The sequence below is a fragment of the Catenuloplanes japonicus genome (genome assembly GCF_000717135.1).
Classification (GTDB): Bacteria; Actinomycetota; Actinomycetes; order Mycobacteriales; family Micromonosporaceae; genus Catenuloplanes; species Catenuloplanes japonicus.
In genome coordinates this window covers 604,545-622,134 of the sequence record NZ_JNXY01000001.1, presented here as the reverse complement: position 1 = coordinate 622,134, position 17,590 = coordinate 604,545, and the positions used below count along the sequence as shown (strand labels likewise).

The 17,590-nt window shown below is 71.7% G+C and carries 18 protein-coding genes; 12 read left to right on the top strand and 6 right to left on the bottom strand.

What is annotated here, in order from left to right; translation table 11 throughout:
- Positions 1–211: 211 nt before the first annotated feature.
- From def to OP04_RS02900, 5 genes are read left to right on the top strand one after another with little or no spacing between them, the layout of a single operon-like run.
- Positions 212–748, top strand: a complete 537-nt coding sequence (gene def / locus OP04_RS02920; RefSeq protein ID WP_033337764.1) for a peptide deformylase — start codon at positions 212–214, stop codon at positions 746–748.
- 35 nt (positions 749–783) lie between these two features.
- Complete coding sequence (locus OP04_RS54460) at positions 784–1,143, top strand: effector-associated constant component EACC1 (RefSeq protein WP_033337763.1); 360 nt, start codon at positions 784–786, stop codon at positions 1,141–1,143.
- Positions 1,140–2,357 (top strand): YqgE/AlgH family protein, encoded by a 1,218-nt coding sequence (locus tag OP04_RS49070; RefSeq protein WP_051796987.1) that lies wholly within the window; start codon positions 1,140–1,142, stop codon positions 2,355–2,357. Before OP04_RS54460 ends, OP04_RS49070 begins: the two co-directional genes overlap by 4 nt.
- Before the next feature lie 33 nt (positions 2,358–2,390).
- Positions 2,391–4,466: a hypothetical protein gene (locus OP04_RS02905; RefSeq protein ID WP_033337762.1), complete on the top strand. Its 2,076-nt coding sequence runs from the start codon at positions 2,391–2,393 to the stop codon at positions 4,464–4,466.
- A gap of 18 nt (positions 4,467–4,484) precedes the next feature.
- Positions 4,485–4,877, top strand: coding sequence for a hypothetical protein (locus OP04_RS02900; protein ID WP_033337761.1), 393 nt, complete (start codon positions 4,485–4,487; stop codon positions 4,875–4,877).
- On the opposite strand, the gene OP04_RS02895 is transcribed toward OP04_RS02900, so the two are convergent.
- The gene (locus OP04_RS02895; protein WP_198153667.1) at positions 4,858–6,120 is read right to left on the bottom strand and encodes a radical SAM protein; all 1,263 of its coding nucleotides are present in this window, start codon (positions 6,118–6,120) and stop codon (positions 4,858–4,860) included. The two genes, OP04_RS02900 and OP04_RS02895, sit on opposite strands and share 20 nt — an antisense overlap.
- Before the next feature lie 97 nt (positions 6,121–6,217).
- Between OP04_RS02895 and OP04_RS02890 the strand changes: the two genes are divergently transcribed.
- Positions 6,218–6,730, top strand: coding sequence for an O-acetyl-ADP-ribose deacetylase (locus tag OP04_RS02890; protein WP_033337759.1), 513 nt, complete (start codon positions 6,218–6,220; stop codon positions 6,728–6,730).
- Between the two features lie 86 nt (positions 6,731–6,816).
- Here OP04_RS02890 and OP04_RS02885 read toward each other — a convergent pair whose 3' ends face one another.
- Positions 6,817–7,467, bottom strand: coding sequence for a GntR family transcriptional regulator (locus OP04_RS02885; protein ID WP_198153666.1), 651 nt, complete (start codon positions 7,465–7,467; stop codon positions 6,817–6,819).
- An 89-nt stretch (positions 7,468–7,556) separates the two neighbouring features.
- Between OP04_RS02885 and OP04_RS02880 the strand changes: the two genes are divergently transcribed.
- From OP04_RS02880 to OP04_RS02870, 3 genes are all read left to right on the top strand, one after another.
- Positions 7,557–8,063 carry a YbhB/YbcL family Raf kinase inhibitor-like protein gene (locus tag OP04_RS02880; protein WP_033337757.1) on the top strand — a complete coding sequence of 169 codons (507 nt, stop codon included), beginning with the start codon at positions 7,557–7,559 and terminating at the stop codon, positions 8,061–8,063.
- Positions 8,064–8,906: 843 nt separating this feature from the next.
- Positions 8,907–9,155 carry a LuxR C-terminal-related transcriptional regulator gene (locus tag OP04_RS02875; protein ID WP_033337756.1) on the top strand — a complete coding sequence of 83 codons (249 nt, stop codon included), beginning with the start codon at positions 8,907–8,909 and terminating at the stop codon, positions 9,153–9,155.
- A 78-nt stretch (positions 9,156–9,233) separates the two neighbouring features.
- On the top strand, positions 9,234–10,088 hold the full coding sequence (locus tag OP04_RS02870) for a glycosyl hydrolase (protein ID WP_232323442.1): 855 nt from the start codon (positions 9,234–9,236) through the stop codon (positions 10,086–10,088).
- A gap of 90 nt (positions 10,089–10,178) precedes the next feature.
- On the opposite strand, the gene OP04_RS02865 is transcribed toward OP04_RS02870, so the two are convergent.
- Together OP04_RS02865 and OP04_RS54455 are read right to left on the bottom strand one after the other, a co-directional pair.
- On the bottom strand, positions 10,179–11,096 hold the full coding sequence (locus tag OP04_RS02865) for an NAD-dependent epimerase/dehydratase family protein (RefSeq protein WP_033337754.1): 918 nt from the start codon (positions 11,094–11,096) through the stop codon (positions 10,179–10,181).
- Positions 11,093–11,842, bottom strand: coding sequence for an HAD family hydrolase (locus OP04_RS54455; protein ID WP_051796986.1), 750 nt, complete (start codon positions 11,840–11,842; stop codon positions 11,093–11,095). The genes OP04_RS02865 and OP04_RS54455 overlap by 4 nt, the downstream gene beginning before the upstream one ends.
- 200 nt (positions 11,843–12,042) lie before the next feature.
- On the opposite strand from OP04_RS54455, the gene OP04_RS02855 reads away from it, so the two are divergent.
- Positions 12,043–12,801: a phytanoyl-CoA dioxygenase family protein gene (locus tag OP04_RS02855; protein WP_033337753.1), complete on the top strand. Its 759-nt coding sequence runs from the start codon at positions 12,043–12,045 to the stop codon at positions 12,799–12,801.
- Between the two features lie 43 nt (positions 12,802–12,844).
- Here the strand turns inward: OP04_RS02855 and OP04_RS02850 are convergent, their stop codons facing one another.
- Together OP04_RS02850 and OP04_RS02845 are read right to left on the bottom strand one after the other, a co-directional pair.
- Positions 12,845–13,783 (bottom strand): NAD-dependent epimerase/dehydratase family protein, encoded by a 939-nt coding sequence (locus OP04_RS02850; protein WP_033337752.1) that lies wholly within the window; start codon positions 13,781–13,783, stop codon positions 12,845–12,847.
- Complete coding sequence (locus OP04_RS02845; RefSeq protein WP_085066161.1) at positions 13,768–14,937, bottom strand: nucleotide disphospho-sugar-binding domain-containing protein; 1,170 nt, start codon at positions 14,935–14,937, stop codon at positions 13,768–13,770. Before OP04_RS02845 ends, OP04_RS02850 begins: the two co-directional genes overlap by 16 nt.
- 103 nt (positions 14,938–15,040) lie before the next feature.
- Between OP04_RS02845 and OP04_RS02840 the strand changes: the two genes are divergently transcribed.
- Together OP04_RS02840 and evdC are read left to right on the top strand one after the other, a co-directional pair.
- A complete protein-coding gene (locus OP04_RS02840) occupies positions 15,041–16,093 on the top strand; it encodes a transposase domain-containing protein (RefSeq protein ID WP_198153665.1) in 1,053 nt (350 codons plus the stop codon).
- A 222-nt stretch (positions 16,094–16,315) separates the two neighbouring features.
- Positions 16,316–17,581: an L-evernosamine nitrososynthase gene (gene evdC, locus OP04_RS02835; RefSeq protein ID WP_033337751.1), complete on the top strand. Its 1,266-nt coding sequence runs from the start codon at positions 16,316–16,318 to the stop codon at positions 17,579–17,581.
- The last annotated feature ends 9 nt before the right edge of the window (positions 17,582–17,590 follow it).

Sequence of the window (17,590 nt, the reverse complement as noted above, 5' to 3'; positions counted from 1 at the left end):
CCGACCGTTCTGGGCGGTATGTGCTGACTTTTCATACGATATCACCGCACCGCGCCGGAGAGTGGCCGAATCGTCACCCGCGCACGGTAGTCGCGGACTGCCGCCGGGCAGCCGAGCGACGCGCCGCGGGATCGATGTGATTCACGCGAACACCGCGCAGTACTGTGCCGTCGAACGTGGACCACAAGAGCGATGCTGAGGAGATCGTCCGGTGAGCGTACTTCCCATTCGTACCGTCGAGGATCCGGTGTTGCGGTTGATCGCGGAGCCGGTGACCGCGTTCGACGCGGAGCTGGACCAGCTGATCACAGACCTGAGCGAGACGCTGGTCGCCTCCGGTGGCGCGGGGCTGGCCGCACCGCAGCTGGGCGTGAGCCTGCGCGTGTTCGCCCTCAATCCGGACCTGCCCGGCAACGATCTGCGGCTGGACCACCTGGTCAACCCGGTGCTGGAGTTCCCGGACGAGGAGGAGCAGCGCGGACCCGAGGGCTGTCTGTCCATTCCGGGCATCTACCTCGACACCAGGCGCCGGATGAACGTGGCGGCCAAGGGATACACGAAGCTCGGCGACCCGGTGCAGGTCGTCGGCGCGGGCCTGATGGCGCGGTGCATCCAGCACGAGACCGACCACCTGGACGGCGTGCTCTTCATCGACAAGCAGGACGCGGAGGCACAGGCACGGCTGATCGCCACGATGCGCGCGGCGTCCTGGTGGGACGATCGGACGGTGAAGGTCAGCCCCCACTGACATCAGCTATTGTCGCTGTTCCATACAGTTGCCGGATGGAGAACGACGCGGTGCGGGTACGACTCCGGGTGCAGGGGGACAACCCCGACGACGTACGGAATCTGCGGTCCTGGTTGCAACAGGAGCGTGACGTGCGGACACACGGCGATCTTCGGTACGCGGACACCACCGGCAACGAGGACATGGGCGCCGGCATCGAGTTGCTGAGCCTGCTCGCCGGCAGCGGCCTGACGCTGCTGCAGATCGGGCTCGCGGTCGCCCAATGGAGGGACACCCGGCACCCGGCACCGACCGTGACCATCACGCGGGAGACCGAGGACGGCCGGACCGTCACGATCGAGACGTCGGATCCGGGCGCGGTCGCGGCGGCGATGCGCGAGCTCGGCGGGTCATGACGCGTTCGGATCTGGCCGATCCGGCCGCTTCCCAGGTGGTGCTGATCGGCGCCACCACCTACACCCGCCTGCCCGCGCTGCCCTCCGTGGCGGCGAACGTGGCCGCGCTCGCCGAGTTGCTGCGCGACCCGCAGCTGTGGGGCCTCCCGCCGGAGAACTGCCACGTGGTGCTGGACGTGACCAGTCCCCGCGAGGTCGGCCGCGCGATCCGCACGGCTGCGGCGTCCGTCACCGAGGGCGGGCTGCTGCTGGTCTACTACGCCGGGCACGGCCTGATCGACCCGATCAACGGGCAGCTGATCCTGGCGCTGGCCGAGTGCGAGCCCGAGGTGCCGGACGAGGCGGGCCTGCCCTACGACTGGGTCGGCCGCGCCATGGCCGGCGCGGCCGCGACCCGTCGCGTGGTGATCCTGGACTGCTGTTACGCGGGCCGGGCCGACGGCCTGATGTCGGCCGGGACCGGCGGCACCGACGAGGTCGCGGACGTGGCCGAGCTGGACCGGACCTGCCTGTTCGTGTCCGCGCCGTCGAACCGGCGCGCGGCCGCGCCCGAGGGCGAGAAGTACACCGCGTTCACCGGCGAGCTGCTGCGGGTGCTGCGCGACGGCATCCCGGGCGGCGACCCGGTGCTGACCATGGCCGCGATCTGGCGACGGGTCCGCACCGCGCTCACCGCCCGCGGTTTCGAACGCCCGGAGCTGCGGGAACGCAATGCGGGCGGCAGCGTCGGCCTGGTCCGCAACGCGGCGCTGAGCAAGGAGGACCTGGCCGGCGTGATCCTGCGCGGCGGCCGCGGCGTCGCGGACCGGGACCTGGCCGGCGGCCGGATCCTGGTGCTGCGGCACGACGACACCGGCGCGATCGGCGTGGACCTGGACGGCCGCGCCTCCCCGCTGCCGGACGAGTTCGCGCCCGCCTGGCGGGAACGGCTCACCGAGGCCGGCGTGCGGTACGGCGGACCGGTCGCCCGGGACGGCTTCATCGCGCTGGCGCAGACGCGTCCCGCGGCCACGCCACCGCCGCAGTTCACCCCGATCCGCGATCGGCTCGGCGTGCTGTCGCTGGCCACGTCGCCGGAGGAGGTGCGGCACACGTTCGCGTGGATCCGGGTGTTCAGCGGGTACTTCGGATGGTCCCCCGGTGAGCTGGAGTCCTATCTGGACAGCGGCGTCCTGGTCCGGGCCGCCGCCGACGATCCGAGGGGAGAGCTGTAAACCTCCCCCGTCCCCGCCACGAAAGTATCGAACATGACTTCCGAGCAGCTCCTCGCCGACCGGCTGTACGACTCCTTCCAGCGCGAGGAGCAGATCACGCTCATCCTCGGCTCCGGCATCGGCGCGGACGCCACCCCCGGCGTCGGTGACGTGCTCCGGCTCGCCGAGCAGTACGCGGTCGGCCGCAGCGACGGTGGCGACCTCACCCGCATGCTGCAGATGGCGCGGGCCCGCCTGGGCGAGGGCGCGCACACCGACCTCTACACCGAGTACCGGCGGATCTTCGCGAACTGGGTGGGCGGCGACGGCTTCGACGTGATCGCGCAGCAGTCCGTGCTGGAGAAGTACCGTCCGCCGGACCGGCTGGCCGGGCCGCTGGCCACGCACGGCATCTGGCAGCGGGTGACCGCGGACCTGGGCGAGGACCTGGAGAACGATCTCGGCTCCTGGATGCTGTCGCCCGCGGTGGAGGCGCTCGGCGCGGTGCTGGCCGGGCTGCCCGGCGCGTTCGACAACCGCATCCTGACCACGAACTTCGACCCGCAGCTGGAGGTCGCGATCCGTACCGCCAGCGGGCGGGCGATCACCACGCCGCTGGACATAGACGGCCGCTGGGACCCCCGCACCGGCTACGACGGCGCCGTACGTGTCTTCCACCTGCACGGCTTCTGGCGCCCGGTGGTCCGCGGCGACCGCACACCGCTGGTGCACGACCCGGCCCGGTTCGTCCGCACGCCGAAGGTCGGCCCGGTCGCGGACCTGATCACCGGCGACATCGTGCTGGTGCTGGGCAGCAGCGACTGGGCGGGCACGATCACGTCCGCGCTGATCGAGGTGGCCAAGCAGCGGCCGATCACGGTGCTGTGGGCGCAGCACACGGATGATGCCGAGGGGGCGGCCCGGCGTACCGAGCAGCTGAAGAGCGAGGGCGTCCAGCGGGTGGAGTGCTTCCCCGGCGTGGAGGGCGAGCGACTGCTGTCCGGACTGGCCGCGCGGCTCGGTGTCACCGTGATCCCCCGGTCGGCCGGTCCGCGTCACCGGCACCGGCATCCGCTCTGGGAGCGGGAGATCGTCTCGCACCCGGCCGGTACGCCGCCGGAAAGCTTCCTGGGCCTGATCCGGCAGCTGGAACGGCGGTTCGGCTGGCAGTTCCAGGCGCCGGAGTCCGGCACGCCGTCGCTGATCTTCTGGCCGGTCCGGCTGCGCGAGCGCACCTCGGTGATCCACATGGCGCAGGCCCTGGTCGCGGGCGCGCTGGCCGCGCGTGGGGCGGAGCTGGTGGTGTGCCTGGACGACTTCGGCATCCGCGAGCCGGACCTGGTCGGCTCGCTGTTCGAGGCGAACCTGCGGCGGTGGATCACCGCGACCGCGCCCGGCCTGAACGTGGAGTTCGTCTCGCTGTCGGAGTTCATCCGGCAGCAGCACGAGTCGCCGTCGCCGGAGCACCTGCTGCGCCCGATCGACCCGTGGGCCGTGGCGCGGGACTTCTACGGCGAGCACAACCCGTCGCTCTACAGCGTGCTGGCCTCGATCAAAGCGGTGCCGAACGTGGCCCCGCACGAGCTGGAGTCACGGTCCTGGGAGATCGTCCAGTCCCTGCTGCGCCGCAACACGAACCGGCTGCTCACGCCGATGACCATGTGGTCCTACCTGCACCACCTGCTGCTGGAACGCCCGGCGAACTCGATCATGACGCTCGGCGGGCGGGACGAGGCGCTGTTCTGGGAGCAGTGGCGCGAGATGTACCGGTTCGGCATCGCGCAGCTCTACAACCCGCACATCACCAGCCTGACGCACAAGTCCGAGATGCTGCGCTGGGACTCGGCCCAGACGCTGCGCGACCACCTGGACGAGACCGTCGCGGTGCCCGGCTGGGACGCGGACGGCCGCTACGTGCCCTGGCTGCTGCAGAACGCGGTGCTGCTGCCGAACTACCTCACCGGGACCACGCCGCCCGAGGCCGACGGCTTCGTGCTGGACTCCTGGGCCGGCTTCATGGCCGCGTGGGAGGGCGGTGCGCCCGCACTGGACGCGCTCGCGGACCAGGCCGCGCTCTGGTACGGCGGCGGAACCGGGATAGGACGTCTGGACGTGTTCCGTTTCGAGTAGGCCGGGTACTCTTTCCCCATGGCCACTATCACGGCGCTGAGTCCTTCCACGACGGAGCTGCCCGGTCTCGCGGGCCGGTGCACGGCGGCGCTCGGCAGAGAGCTGACCGCCTACCTGGCCGGCGCCGACACGGTCGCCGAGTTCGACGCCTGGTGTGCCGGCGATCCCGCGCCCGCGCACACCGCCGTCCGTCTGACCGCCGGCGCGGAGCTGATCCGCACGTTCGCGGCCGACAACCTGCTCTCGCTCCTGCCGCACTGGCTGCGCGAGATGACCAGCACCGAGGCCGGCTGGGTGGTCCCGGCCCGGTCGATCCGGTCCGCGGGCACGGACGTGCAGCCGATCAAGGTCGTGCTGGAGGCGGCCCACGTGTGGGTCACCCGGCAGCGCATCATCCGGTCGGCAGCCTGACCGGCGACGACACGTCCAGCGTCCCGTTGAGGTAGCGGTCCGCGTGCCCGCGCGCGTCCACCAGCGCGCGGAACCGGCGCAGCACCGCCTGCCGTGCGAACAGCCGCGGCACCCGTGACACCGTCTTGCCCCGGCGCGCCGGATCCTCGACCGCGAGCTCACCGGCCGCGCTGATCAGCAGCACCGAGTGCGGCGCCCGGTGCGTGCCGGTCACCCGCACGTCGATCGGCGCCCCGTCCTCCGCGGTGCGCCGCGCCAGCTCGGCCAGGACCGTGCTCGTGCCCGGCCCGGTGAGCAGCCCCGCCCGGCCCGGCATCGCGGCCTTGCCGGCCGGCACCACCGTGTGCAGCACCCAGGTGCGCACGCCCGCGGCCACCAGCAGGTCCCGCAGCCGGAGCAGGCCGTCCAGGTCCCCGTTGCGCGTGGTGACCACGGTCTGCGCGCTGCACGGCACGCCGGCCCGCACCGCACGGCGCAGCGTGTCCAGCGCGCTGGTGTGGGCGCTGACCCAGCGGCCGACGTACCCCGGATTGATCGGTCGCAGCGCGTCGTTGACGGCCGGATCCGCGCTGTCCACGGAGACGCGCACGTGCACCGCGTGCCGGCGCAGCAACGGCAGCAGCCGCGGGAAGTCCCCGACGCCGGACGTGTCCAGCACGACCGCCTTCTCCCCCGCCAGCGCCGTGATCAGGCGTTCCGCGCGGTCCGGCCGGGCCAGCGGCTCACCACCGGTGACCACGCCGACCATGGCCGGCGTCGCGGCCGCCACCCGGATCACCTCGCGCAGCCCCGCGTCCCGCTCGTCGTCGCGATAGCCGGACATCAGGTCGTCCGCGTGACAATACGTGCAGCGCAGCGGGCAGTGGGCGGTCGTAAAACAATTCACCACCAGGGGGTACGGCGTGAGCACCGGCACGTCCGGGACGTCTCCGACGTGCGCGCGGGCCGCGTGCGGGAGCTCCGGCGTGGGCGGATCGGTCACACAGATGCCGAGCTCCGCGAGCGCGCGGAACGCCTCGGTCTCGTCCGGCGGCATGATCCCGGTCAGCGTGGTGCCGATACCGCGCAGCAGATCCGCGTGGCGGCGGTCGAGCGCGAAGAACCGATCCCGCCCCGGTACGTAGACCACCGCACCGAACGGTTGCTGCCTGACCCGGAGCCCGTCGGCGCGACGTGCGCGCACGAGACCTGCCTGCTGCACGTGCGGGCTCCTCGCGCGGAAGTCCGTGATAATTGCGTCCACAGCATATTCCTCCGGCGACGTTCCGCGGCGCAGGCCCCGGATCGACACGGCGAATAACGGTTGCCGCGCGGGCGGGCACGTCAGCAGACTGCTCGGTATGCGCATCGAGCTGGCGACCGGGGACATCACGATCGAGCGGGTGGACGCTGTCGTCAATGCGGCGAACTCGTCGCTGCTCGGGGGCGGCGGCGTCGACGGCGCGATCCACCGCAGGGGCGGGCCGGCGATCCTGGAGGAGTGCCGCGCGCTGCGGGCCGGGCACTACGGGCGGGGGCTGGCCGTCGGGAAGGCGGTGGCGACCACCGCGGGGCGGCTGCCGGCACGGTGGGTGATCCACACGGTCGGGCCGGTGTTCAGTGCGGAGGAGGACCGGTCGCCGCTGCTGCGGGCCTGCTACACCGCGTCGCTGGCGGTCGCGGGCGGGCTCGGGGCGCGGACGATCGCGTTCCCGCTGATCTCGTCCGGCGTGTACCGGTGGCCGAAGGAGGACGCGATCGCGCAGGCGCTCACGGTCCTGCGCGACCACGGCGGGTCCACGGTGGAGCTGGCCCGGCTGGTGCTGTTCGACGCGCCCACCCGCGAGATCGCGGAGCGCGCACTCACGGTGTGAGCGACGCGCACTCACGCCATGGGCGGAGCCCGTCCGCGACTCGGCGCAGAGCCGGCTGCCCGCTCACGACCTGACCGGCCGGTGCCTCACGGCCTGACCAGGTCCGCTGCGGTGAGGGAGAGGTGCGCCTCCAGCAGCGAGGCGGCCAGGTCGGCGTCGCGGGCCAGTGCGGCCTCCTCCAGTGCGCGGTGCTCGCCCACGTAGTCGCGGGACGGGTTGCGGTCGGCGGACCAGCGGCGGGTGAGCTCGGCACCGAGCCAGAGGCGGTCGAACGTCTCCAGGAGCACGGTGTTGCCGCAGCCGTCCAGCAGCGCGCGATGGAAGTCGTGGTGGGCGCGGGACCAGTCCGCGCTGAGGTGCGAGCCGTCCGGGTCGAGCGCGGGCGTGCGCGCCAGCCGGTGGTGGGCGGCGCGCACGCGGGACTCCCACTCCAGGTCGCCGCGGACGATGGCGAGGCGGAGCGCGGCCGGCTCGATCAGGCGGCGGGCCTCGGCGAGATCCTGCCAGCGCCGGTCGGACTGGGTGGGGACCGCGAAGCCGCGGTTGGTCAGCCGGTCCGCGAGGCCGTCGCCGACCAGCCGGACCAGGGCCTCCCGGACGACGGCGAGGCTGACGCCGTGCGTACCCGCGAGTTCCTGGGGTTTCAGGGCGTCTCCGGGGGCGAAGTCGCCGCGCAGGATCGCCTCCCGGAGCACGGTGTAGATCCGCCCGGACAGCATCTGTTTGCGCTCACCCATGGCCAGCATCGTAGACCATTTGACGGATAATCGATTTTCAGTGCTATCGTCGATCTCGTTGGCTCACCGACCTTCGAGAGGACCACCCCATGAACGACCCGTTCGCACGGCTGCCCGAGGTGCCGGCCTTCACGGTCACCAGCACGAGCGTCGAGGACGGCGCGCCCTTCGCGGACGCGCAGCGGGCCGGCAAGGACCTGTCACCGCAGCTGTCCTGGTCCGGCGCGCCGGAGGGCACGCAGAGCTACGCCGTCACCGTCTACGACCCGGATGCGCCGACCGGCTCCGGCTTCTGGCACTGGGCGGTCGCGGACATCCCGGCGTCGGTCACCAGCCTGGCCGAGGGCGCGGGCGACGACACCGGCTCGGGAATCCCGGACGGCGCATATCAGCTGCCCAACGACGCGCGGCTGGCTCGCTACATCGGCGCGGCCCCGCCGGCCGGGCACGGCCCGCACCGGTACGTGATCGTCGTCCACGCGCTCGGCACCGCGAAGATCGGCATACCGGCCGAGGCCACGCCCGCGTATCTCGGCTTCAACATCGCCGGCCACATCCTGGGCCGCGCGGTCCTCACCGCCACCGCGGAGAACTGATGGGTGGGGCCTCCCCGGCTTCCCGGCGGGGAGGCCCCACCTACGCCGATTAAACCTCTATTCACAATTCCCACGTTGCCGTACTGAAATCGCGCGCCCAGCATTCTGCGCGGGCGCCGGCACCGCGGCTCGCACGCCAATCAGCGGGCGGCAATTGCCGCGAAGCAACCACAGCTAGGGAATTCCCTAGGACCCACGGGTAAATCTCCAGCCCTCCGCCAGACCGGCCGGAGCGCGGCCGGGAGACGGCGGAGCCGGCCGGAAAGCCGAGCCCGAGCAGGCGGAACGGGCGCCACGCAGAGACTCGATCATCACCGCCAAATGAGTATCTTTCGGACATGTCGCGGCCGGCGGGCAAGCGCTAGATGATCTTCAACGATTGATCTATCGACGATCGACGCCAGCCCGAGGAAGACACCGGCGGAGGAGTTCGGTTAGGCTGATGCAACATTCCGTCAGCGTGCCACCACGGTCGGACAGTTCAGCAGTCTATTCACCGCTAGCAATGTGGAGTGTTTCAGGTGACACGGGGCGAACATTCTCATGAAACACAGATGACATGGTTGCCGGTCAATCTGGATGGCGCATTCATGCGCACCACGTGGAGTGAACGCGTGTAGAGCTTCCCATCACGAGGGAGCCATCAGATCGTCCCGCGCGCCTCGGGCCTCATCGGCCCGACTGGCAGCAACGCTTCATAAGAATATCTTTCCTGGCGACGGCACGACCGCGCCCGGTCCGCCGCGACCACACACATTTAAGGCGAGCGGAAACACCATGAACAAGTACGCCATGGGTTGACATAGTGCAACGTCGTACCTCACGAGGGATGGAGACCGGGTTGTGAGCCTCAAACTGTCACTCTCCGAACTGGATGCTCGCATTATCGAGAGCATCGCCGCCGGCGAACGGACCGTGCACATCGCAAACAAGGTCTACCTGAGTCGCCAGGGTGTCGAGTACCACGTCAGCAGACTGCTGCAGAACCTCCGTGTCCCCAATCGGCCCGCGCTCATCGCCAAGGTCTACTCTCTCGGGATTCTCACCGTCGGCACCTGGCCGCCGGAGGTCCGTCGCGAGACGCTCGAATGAGCCGTTCCCGCGGCCGTCCGCCCGGCTGGTCGCACCACCTGACGACCTATTCATCGGCAAGGGACGATTCGAGGCCACATGGGAAAGAGGAAAACAGATCCGGCCGGTCTCCCGATGGTGGTGGCGATCTGCGCTTTCCACGTCGAGAACGTACGCAAACACCTGCACCACAATATGGCTCAGCTGGCCGACGACGAGTACTTCGTCCAGCTGGACCGGCCGGTCACCTCGGCGGCGGAGGAGGTCGCCGCCGAGGTCGGCGCGGCCGGCGGGACGATGCACGTGCTCGGTACCACCGGCGGCCTGTCCGCGTCGCGCAACCTCATGCTGGCCCGCTGGCCGAACCACCACGTGATGTTCGTCGACGACGACGTGCGGCTCGACGCCAAGGCCGTCACCGCGATCCGGGAAAGCCTGCGGGCGGGTGCGCACGTCGCCGGCACCCGTCTCGCCCGCCCGCCGCTCCCGCTGCCGTGGTTCGTGACGTCCGGCCAGTTCCATCTGCTCGGCTGGCACCGGGACGACCGCGACATCAAGATCTGGGGCGCCTGCATGGCCGTGGACACCGCGTTCGCGCACGCCAACGGCATCTCGTTCAACCTGGCGCTGAGCCGCACGGGCGGCAACCTCCAGTCCGGTGAGGACACCACCTTCGTCAAGATGATGAAGGACGCGGGAGCCCGGGAGCAGCTGCTGCCGGACTGCTCCGTGACGCACGACGTGGACCCCGCCCGGCTGACCCTGCGCTACCTGCTGCGGCGGGCGTACTGGCAGGGCCGGTGCGAGGCCGGCCGCGGCCAGGCGCGGGCCGGGCTGCGCAAGGAGTGGGACCGGCATCGGACCGCGCCGGAATCCCGCTGGCGCCTGCCGCTCGCCTGCCTCTACGGCGCGGTGACCGGCTGGGGCGTGCTGCACGGCCTGCTGCGGCGATAGAGGCGCAGCCGCCGCTGCGTGGCACCGGTGGCCCGAGGCCGGTGACGGTGCACGAAGGCCGGTTCCGGTGGACGGAGGCCGGCCCCGCCGTCACCGGCCGGCCCGCTCGTCGAGGAGGTGGCGCCAGCACTCGCGCACACCGTCGGTCAGCCCGATCTGGGCCTTCCAGCCCAGCGCGGTGTGGGCCAGCGAGGAGTCCAACCAGTTCCCGCGCCGGTCGAACTGGCGGCCGCCCTCACGCACCACCTCGATCCGCCGGTCGACCACGGTGGACACGATGCCCAGCAGGTCGTTCAGCGAGGTCGGTGCGCCGGAGCCCACGTTGAGCACGGCCGGGATGTCGTCCAGGCCGAGGTCGGCGGTGCGGCGGTGCAGCATGGTCAGGATGCCGGCGACATCGTCCACGTGCACGTAGTCACGCACCACGTCGGCATCGCCGAAGACCCTGACCGGCTGCCGCCTGGCCGCGGCGTCCAGCCAGTGCGACAGCACGCCGTACCCGTGCGCAGGCCGCTGCCCCGGCCCGTAGACGTTGCTGAGCCGCAGGACCACCGGGCGGACGTGCGCGGCATGGGCCAGCAGCTCCCCCTCCAGCCGGAGCTTGGCCCGGCCGTACGCCGACGTGGGCCGGGTCGGCGCGGACTCCGCGTACGGTGGCCAGACATCCGGCGAGTAGACCGTGCCGCCCGAGCTCGCCAGGACGAACACCGGGGACCGGCCGGACCGGCGGAGCACCTCCAGCACGTCGACGAGCAGCTTCCGCTCGGCGGTGATCTGCTCCGGATGCCGCTCCGCCAGCGCCGGGCTCAGCCGCGCGGCGAGGAACAGGACTATCTCGGCGTCGCAGAGACCGGGAGCCGCGCGCCCGCCGACCACCGGAGGATGTGCCTGGTTGAACCGGGCGACCGGGTGCCCCGAGCTGGTGAGCTCGGCGACGAGCCGGGAGCCGATGAACCCGGTGGCGCCGATCACCGCCGCCGCGCACTGCCGCACCCGTACCGTGGTCACGACGCCTCGGCAGGTGCGACCGGGAGCGGTCCGGCGGCCGGCCGGCGGCTCAGGGCGGCCAGCGACGGTATCGTGCGCACCCGCGCGTCGTCGCCGGCCGGTGGCGCGGTCCGGACGGCCCGCAGCGACGTGTACGCCCGCTCCAGGTCCGGGTGCACCCCGGGCGGCGTCCGATAGCCGGGGTCGGCGAGGACGAACGCGACCGGGCAGCCGAGCGCGCGCGCCGGCACGACATCGTGATCCACCCGGTTCCCGACGACCAGCAGGTCCGCGGGGTCGGTGCCGAGGTGGTCCAGGGCCAGCCGCAGCAGCGCCGGGTCGGGTTTGGCGACGCCGGTCAGCGAGTCCAGGAAGACCGCGGCACAGGCCTCGGCCAGTCCCCAGGCCTCCAGCACCCGCATACATTCCGGCGGCTGGTTCGCCACGATCACGGCCTGCGCCCCGCGGGCCAGCCCGATCGCCGCCCGGACCGCCCCCGGCATCTCCTGCGCGAGCTCCGTCCAGGCCAGCCGGACCCGCGCCCAGGCGTCCGCGCCGGCCGGCGAATGCAGCAGCGTCCGGCCGGCGGAACCATCCGCCGGAGAACGGTAGAAGCACTCCATCTGCGCGATGAAGACGGACCGGGTGATCGCCCGATCGGCGGCGTGGAGCAGGTCGTACGTCGACTGCAACCAGGCCAGCTCGAATGGCTCGTCGTAGTAGATCACCCCGCCGACATCCAGCGCCACGGCGCCGTATTCGGTCATGGCCAATCACTCCCGTGTCGTCGGTGATATCCGGGCGATCGTCGCACGGTGAGTTATGGCCGATCGAGCCTTTCGCGAAGCATCGGGCATCTCGCCAGTCATCACTAGGTTTTTCCCTATTCTCGCTCGTCGACTCGCGTTCGGACGGTGACCTGTCGCGTATCGTCTCGCACAAAGTCGCTATTCCAGGAGGCAAGCGAATGCGCAGTGAGACCCTGGACTTCGAGATCGACGAACACCAGATCGAGGCCTATCGGCGCGATGGCTTCACCACTCTTCCGCGGCTCGCCGACGACCCGGAAGTCGCATGGCTGCGCGGCGTCTACGACAAGCTGTTCGCGGATTACGCGGTACCCCGGACAGCCGACTACCGGGACATCGCGGGGCGTGACGATGCCGACGGACCGGCCAAGCTCCCGCAGATCATCAAGCCGGAGAAATACGCTCCTGAATTGCTGGAAAGTGCACACTTCGCGCGATGCCGCACGATCGCGTCCACGTTCCTGAACATTCCCGAGGACGAGCTCGACTTCTACGGGCACGCGATCCTCAAACCGCCGCGGTACGGAGCGCCGACGCCGTGGCACCAGGACGAGGCGTACATGGACCCGAAGTGGAAGTGGCGGGGGCTGAGCATCTGGACACCGCTGGACGGCGCCACCGTGGAGAGCGGATGCCTGCAGTACATCCCGGGCGGACATCTCCACCCCGTGCTGCCGCACCACCACATCGACCACGACGACCGGATCGAAGGGCTGATGACGGACGAGGTCGACGACTCGGACGCGGTCGCCTGCCCGCTGGAGGCCGGCGCGGCGGTCATCCACGACTTCCGCGCGCCGCACTACGCCGGCCCGAACCAGACGGATCAGCCTCGCCGGGCGTACGTGCTGGTCTTCATGGGACGGCCGGCCGAGGTCGTCGATCCGGAACCCCGGCCCTGGCTGAAGACGGCCTGATCCTCCCGCGGGGCCGCCGATCGCCGGTGGCCCCGCGCCGTCCTCACGGCCCGCCGCGCACCGGCTCCCGGTCCTCGATCCACCGGTAGACCTTGGTGATCCCCTCGGCCAGCGCGGTCCGCGCGGTCCAGCCCAGGTCCCGGCCGGCCCGGGTCACGTCGAGCGCGGAGTGCTGCAACTCGCCGAGACGAGCGGCCTCGAACACCGGCTGCACGGCCTGGCCCGACGTCCGCCCGATGGCCTCCAGCAACTCCAGGATCGTCGCGGAGACGCCGGTGCCGATGTTCCACACACCCGCGCCGCCGTGGTCGGCCGCGCGCAGGAACGCGTCCACGACATCGCCGACGTAGACGTAGTCGCGGGTCTGCTTGCCGTCGCCGAAGACAGTGGGCCGCCGCCCCGCCAGCACGCTGCCGCAGAAGATCGAGACCACCCCGGCCTCACCGGCCGGATCCTGGCGGGGCCCGTAGACGTTGCCCAGCCGCAGGACCGCGTGGGCCGTGCCGTAGAGCCGGTTGTAGAGGCCGAGATATTGCTCCGCGCAGTACTTGGCGGCACCGTACGGCGCCGCCGGCTCGGGCCTGGCGTCCTCCGGGGACGGCATCGCGTCGATCGCGCCGTACAGGGCTCCGCCGGTGGAGGCGAAGACGACCCGGGCGCCGGCGGCCCGCGCCGCCTCCAGCACGCTGACCGTGCCGAGGATGTTCACCCCGGTGTCCCCGGCCACGTCCGCGACCGACATCCGGACGTCGGCCTGCGCGGCGAGGTGACAGATCAGGCCCGGACGCACCTGGCGGGCCAGCACGGTCAGCGCGGTCGTGTCCGTGATCGACTCGCGGCGCAGGTCGGTGCCGGCCGCCAGCCTGGCGTCCCGCCCGGTGGAGAGGTCGTCGACCACCGTCACGGTGTCACCGCGCGCCAGCAACGCATCGACCAGGTGCGACCCGATGAAGCCGGCGCCGCCCGTCACGAGGACCCGCATGCCGGTCCCTTCGCCACCAGGTCCTCCAGCACGCCGAGGATCTCGCCGGGCAGCGGCATCTCGGCGATCTCGGCCGCGAGCGAGGCGGCCGCATCGGCGTACGACGCCTCGGTGAGCAGCGATTTTCCGGCACTGGCCAGCAGCTCCGGGTCGGCCTCACCGGGCCGCAGCATGATCGCGGTCCCCAGCACCGCCAGGTTCTGCGCCCACTCGATGAATCGGCTCTCCTGCGGCACGATCAGCTGCGGCACACCGGCGTGCAGCGCGGTCAGCGCGGTCATCGTGCCGGAGTGGTGCACGATCAGGTCGCAGGTAGGCATGATCAGGTCTAACGGGATCCAACCGGCGTGCAGCACGCCGGGCTCGTCGCGCAGCGCGGCGCCGACGTCCTCCGGGGCCGCGATGACCAGCTCGACGTCGAGCGCCGCGAAGGTGCGGGCCAGGCCGCTCAGGAACGCGAAGTTGTGCGTCCGGGTCACCAGGCTCCCGGCCGTGACGAGGACGCGCCGCCGCGTGCCCCGGGCCAGCATCCACGGTTCCGCCGCGCCCTGCTCGTTCGTCGGGATCCACCGCATCGGGCACACGGGCTGACCGGGCGTCACCTCGTCGATCCGCGTGCTCGCCGGGAAGATGTCGATTGCCAGGTCGAAGCCGGGAACCCGGTCCAGGCCGAGACCGGCCAGCTCGGGCCGCAGCTCCTCGTCCACCCCCGGGTGCGTACCCTCGCGATCGATGGTGTTGCCGGTGAGCAGGTGACGCACGCACGGCACACCGAACTCCGCGGCGAGCAGCGGCGCGGCGTAGGCGTGCGGGCCGCCGACGATCAGGTCCGGGCGCCAGCCCGTCACCAGGTCCCGCAGCGCGGGCAGCCCGGCCGCGGCGAGCCGCCCGAACATGTGGCCGACGAACGTGCTCAGGTCCGCGTCGTCCGCCGGGATCCGCAGGGACTCGCCGTCCCGGCCCACCGTCATCAGGTGGGTGAACGACAACGGAGTCATCGGGAAGGCCGGCAGCCCGATGCCGAGCGCGGTCGGCACGACCTCCGCGGTGGAGGCCATGACGACCCGGTGGCCACCGGCCCGGGTGGCGATCGCGAGTGGGGCCAGCCCGAATAGGCTGGACTTCGTCGGCCCTGCGATAAACAGAATCTTCACGAGAACCTCCGTGCCGTGTCGGCCGAATGTATATCGATCCGAGTCGACGGCACAGGCGCGATCGCGCTTCCTTAGCAACGCCTCCGGTCTAGAATTGTCCGCTGTGGCCGGAGAGAAGTGGAACAGCCGGGCAGCACGGGGCACGGCGCCGGACCGGGTGGCGGTCGGCGTGCTGGTCGCGCGGTTCCCGCCGGACGTGGTGGACCGCGCGATCGCTCTCGCGGGCGCGCAGGAGCTGCGGCGGCGGGCGCTGCCAGCGCGGCTCACCACGTACCTCACCATGGCGATGTGGCTGTGGCGCGAGCGCGGCTACGAGGACGTGCTGCGCCGGCTGACCGAGGGTCTGCGCTGGTCGGGAGCGGGGCCGGAGCGCGCGGACGCGGCCTGGTCCGGATCGATCGCCAAGGCACGGGCCCGGCTGGGCAGCGAGCCGCTGCGGCTGCTGTTCACCGAGGCCGCGGACCTGGCCGCGGGAGCGCGGACGCCGCAATCCCGGTGGCGCGGGCTGCGATCGACCGCGATCGACGGCGCCACGGTCGACCTGCCCGGCAGTCCGGCCAACCGGGCCGGGTTCGGCGCCGGCCCGGCCGCGACCCCCCGGGTCCGGCTGCTGACACACGCGGACTGCGGCACCGGAGCCCTGCTGAGCGCCGCCTTCGACGGCGACCGGACCGGGCCGGCCGAGCTGGCGAGCCGGCAGCTCGGCTCGTTCGGCCCGGGAATGCTCGTCCTCGCGGGACCGGACGTCCTCACCTGGCGGCTGTGGCGCGATGCGGCCGGCACGGGGGCCGAGCTGGCATGGCGCGCCGGGGACGCGGTCGTCCTGCCGGTCGTCGAGCGGCTGCCGGACGGCAGCTACCTGTCGGTGCTCCGCCCGCCGCGAGCCGGGGACGGCGATCCGGTCACCGTGCGCGTCATCGAGCGGGAACCGGTCCGCCTGGTCACCACGCTGCTCGACGTGCGGGCCCGGCCGGCTGCGGAACTCGTGGCGCTCCGTCCCGGCCGGCAGGCGGAGCGGCTGCTCGAGGCGGTCGGGGCCGGGCCGCGCGGCACGGCCGTGCTCGCCCGCTCGCAGAGCCCGGCCGGCGTCCGGCAGGAGATCTGGGCGCTGCTCTGCCTTCACCAGGCGCTGGCCCCGCTCGCCCACCGACCTTAAGGAAGCGATATCGGGTACGCGCCGGAAAGGGCTGCGAATAAAGCTCGAGTGATACGCCTAGACTTCGCCGCCGCGTCCACTGTGCGGCGTTACGCTGACCGCCACACACCCACTTACGGTCCACTGTGTGTCGTTGCCGTCCGGGTAAACCCGGGCCGCACAATGGCGGCTTTGGTGACGCGTACGCGACAAGGGCCGGAATAGCGCAAACGGAAGCGGGCGATGGCTAAAGAAACGGCGCATTCGCCGGTGGCGGGCGACCTGCGGGCACCGATCACACCGGCGGGCCACACCATGCTCGACCTACTCACCGGCGTCCTTCCGCAAATCCGGTCCGAGGCCGGGGACAACGACCGGGACAGCGCCTTCCCCGTGGAGGTGTTCGAGCAGTTTGCCAAGCTCGGCCTGATGGGCGCGACCGTGCCCGCCGAACTCGGCGGCCTCGGCGTCGACCGGTTGTACGACGTCGCTGTGGCCCTCATGCGGCTGGCCGAGGCGGACGCCTCGACCGCGCTGGCCCTGCACGTCCAGCTCAGCCGCGGGCTCACGCTGACCTACGAGTGGCAGCACGGCACCCCGCCGGTGCGGGCGCTGGCCGAGCGGCTACTGCGCGCGATGGCGACCGGGGAGGCCGCGGTCTGCGGCGGCCTGAAGGACGCACCGGGCGTCGTCACGGAGCTGACCTCGGACAGCGCCGGCGGCTGGCTGCTCAACGGACGCAAGATCCTGGTCAGCATGGCGCCGATCGGCACCCACTTCTTCGTGCACGCCCAGCGCCGGGAGGCCGACGGCACCGTGCGGCTGGTCGTTCCGGTGGTGCACCGCGGCGCCCCCGGCCTGACCGTCGCCGAGCACTGGGACGGCCTCGGCATGCGGGCGTCCGGCACGCTCGACGTCAGCTTCCGCGACTGCCCGGTCAGCGCCGACCACGTCCTCGAGCGCGGGGCGGCCGGCGCGCGGCGGGACGCCGTCCTGGCCGGGCAGACCGTCAGCTCGATCACCATGCTCGGGATCTACGCGGGCGTCGCGCAGGCCGCGCGGGACATCGCCGTGGAGATGTGTGCGCGACGCCGGTCGGAGCCACCGGCCGGGGTCCGTACGCTGGTGGCCGGCATCGACACCCGGCTCTACACGCTCCGTGCCGTCGCGGGCACCGCGCTGCTCAATGCGGACACCCTCTCCGCCGACCTCAGCGGCGACCTCGACGAGCGCGGGCGCGGGATGATGACCCCGTTCCAGTACGCCAAGACGACCATCAACCAGCTGGCCCCGGCGGTCGTCGACGACTGCCTGTCGCTGGTCGGCGGCCAGGCCTACGCCGGGCAGCACCCGCTGGCGCGGCTCTACCGCGACGTCCGGGCAGGCGGCTTCATGCAGCCGTACAGCTATGTGGACGGTGTCGAATACCTGAGCGGCCAGGCGCTGGGTGCCGACCGGGACAACGACTACATGAGCGTGCGTGCGCTCCGCTCCCGGACCCCGGCATAAGAAGGGCGA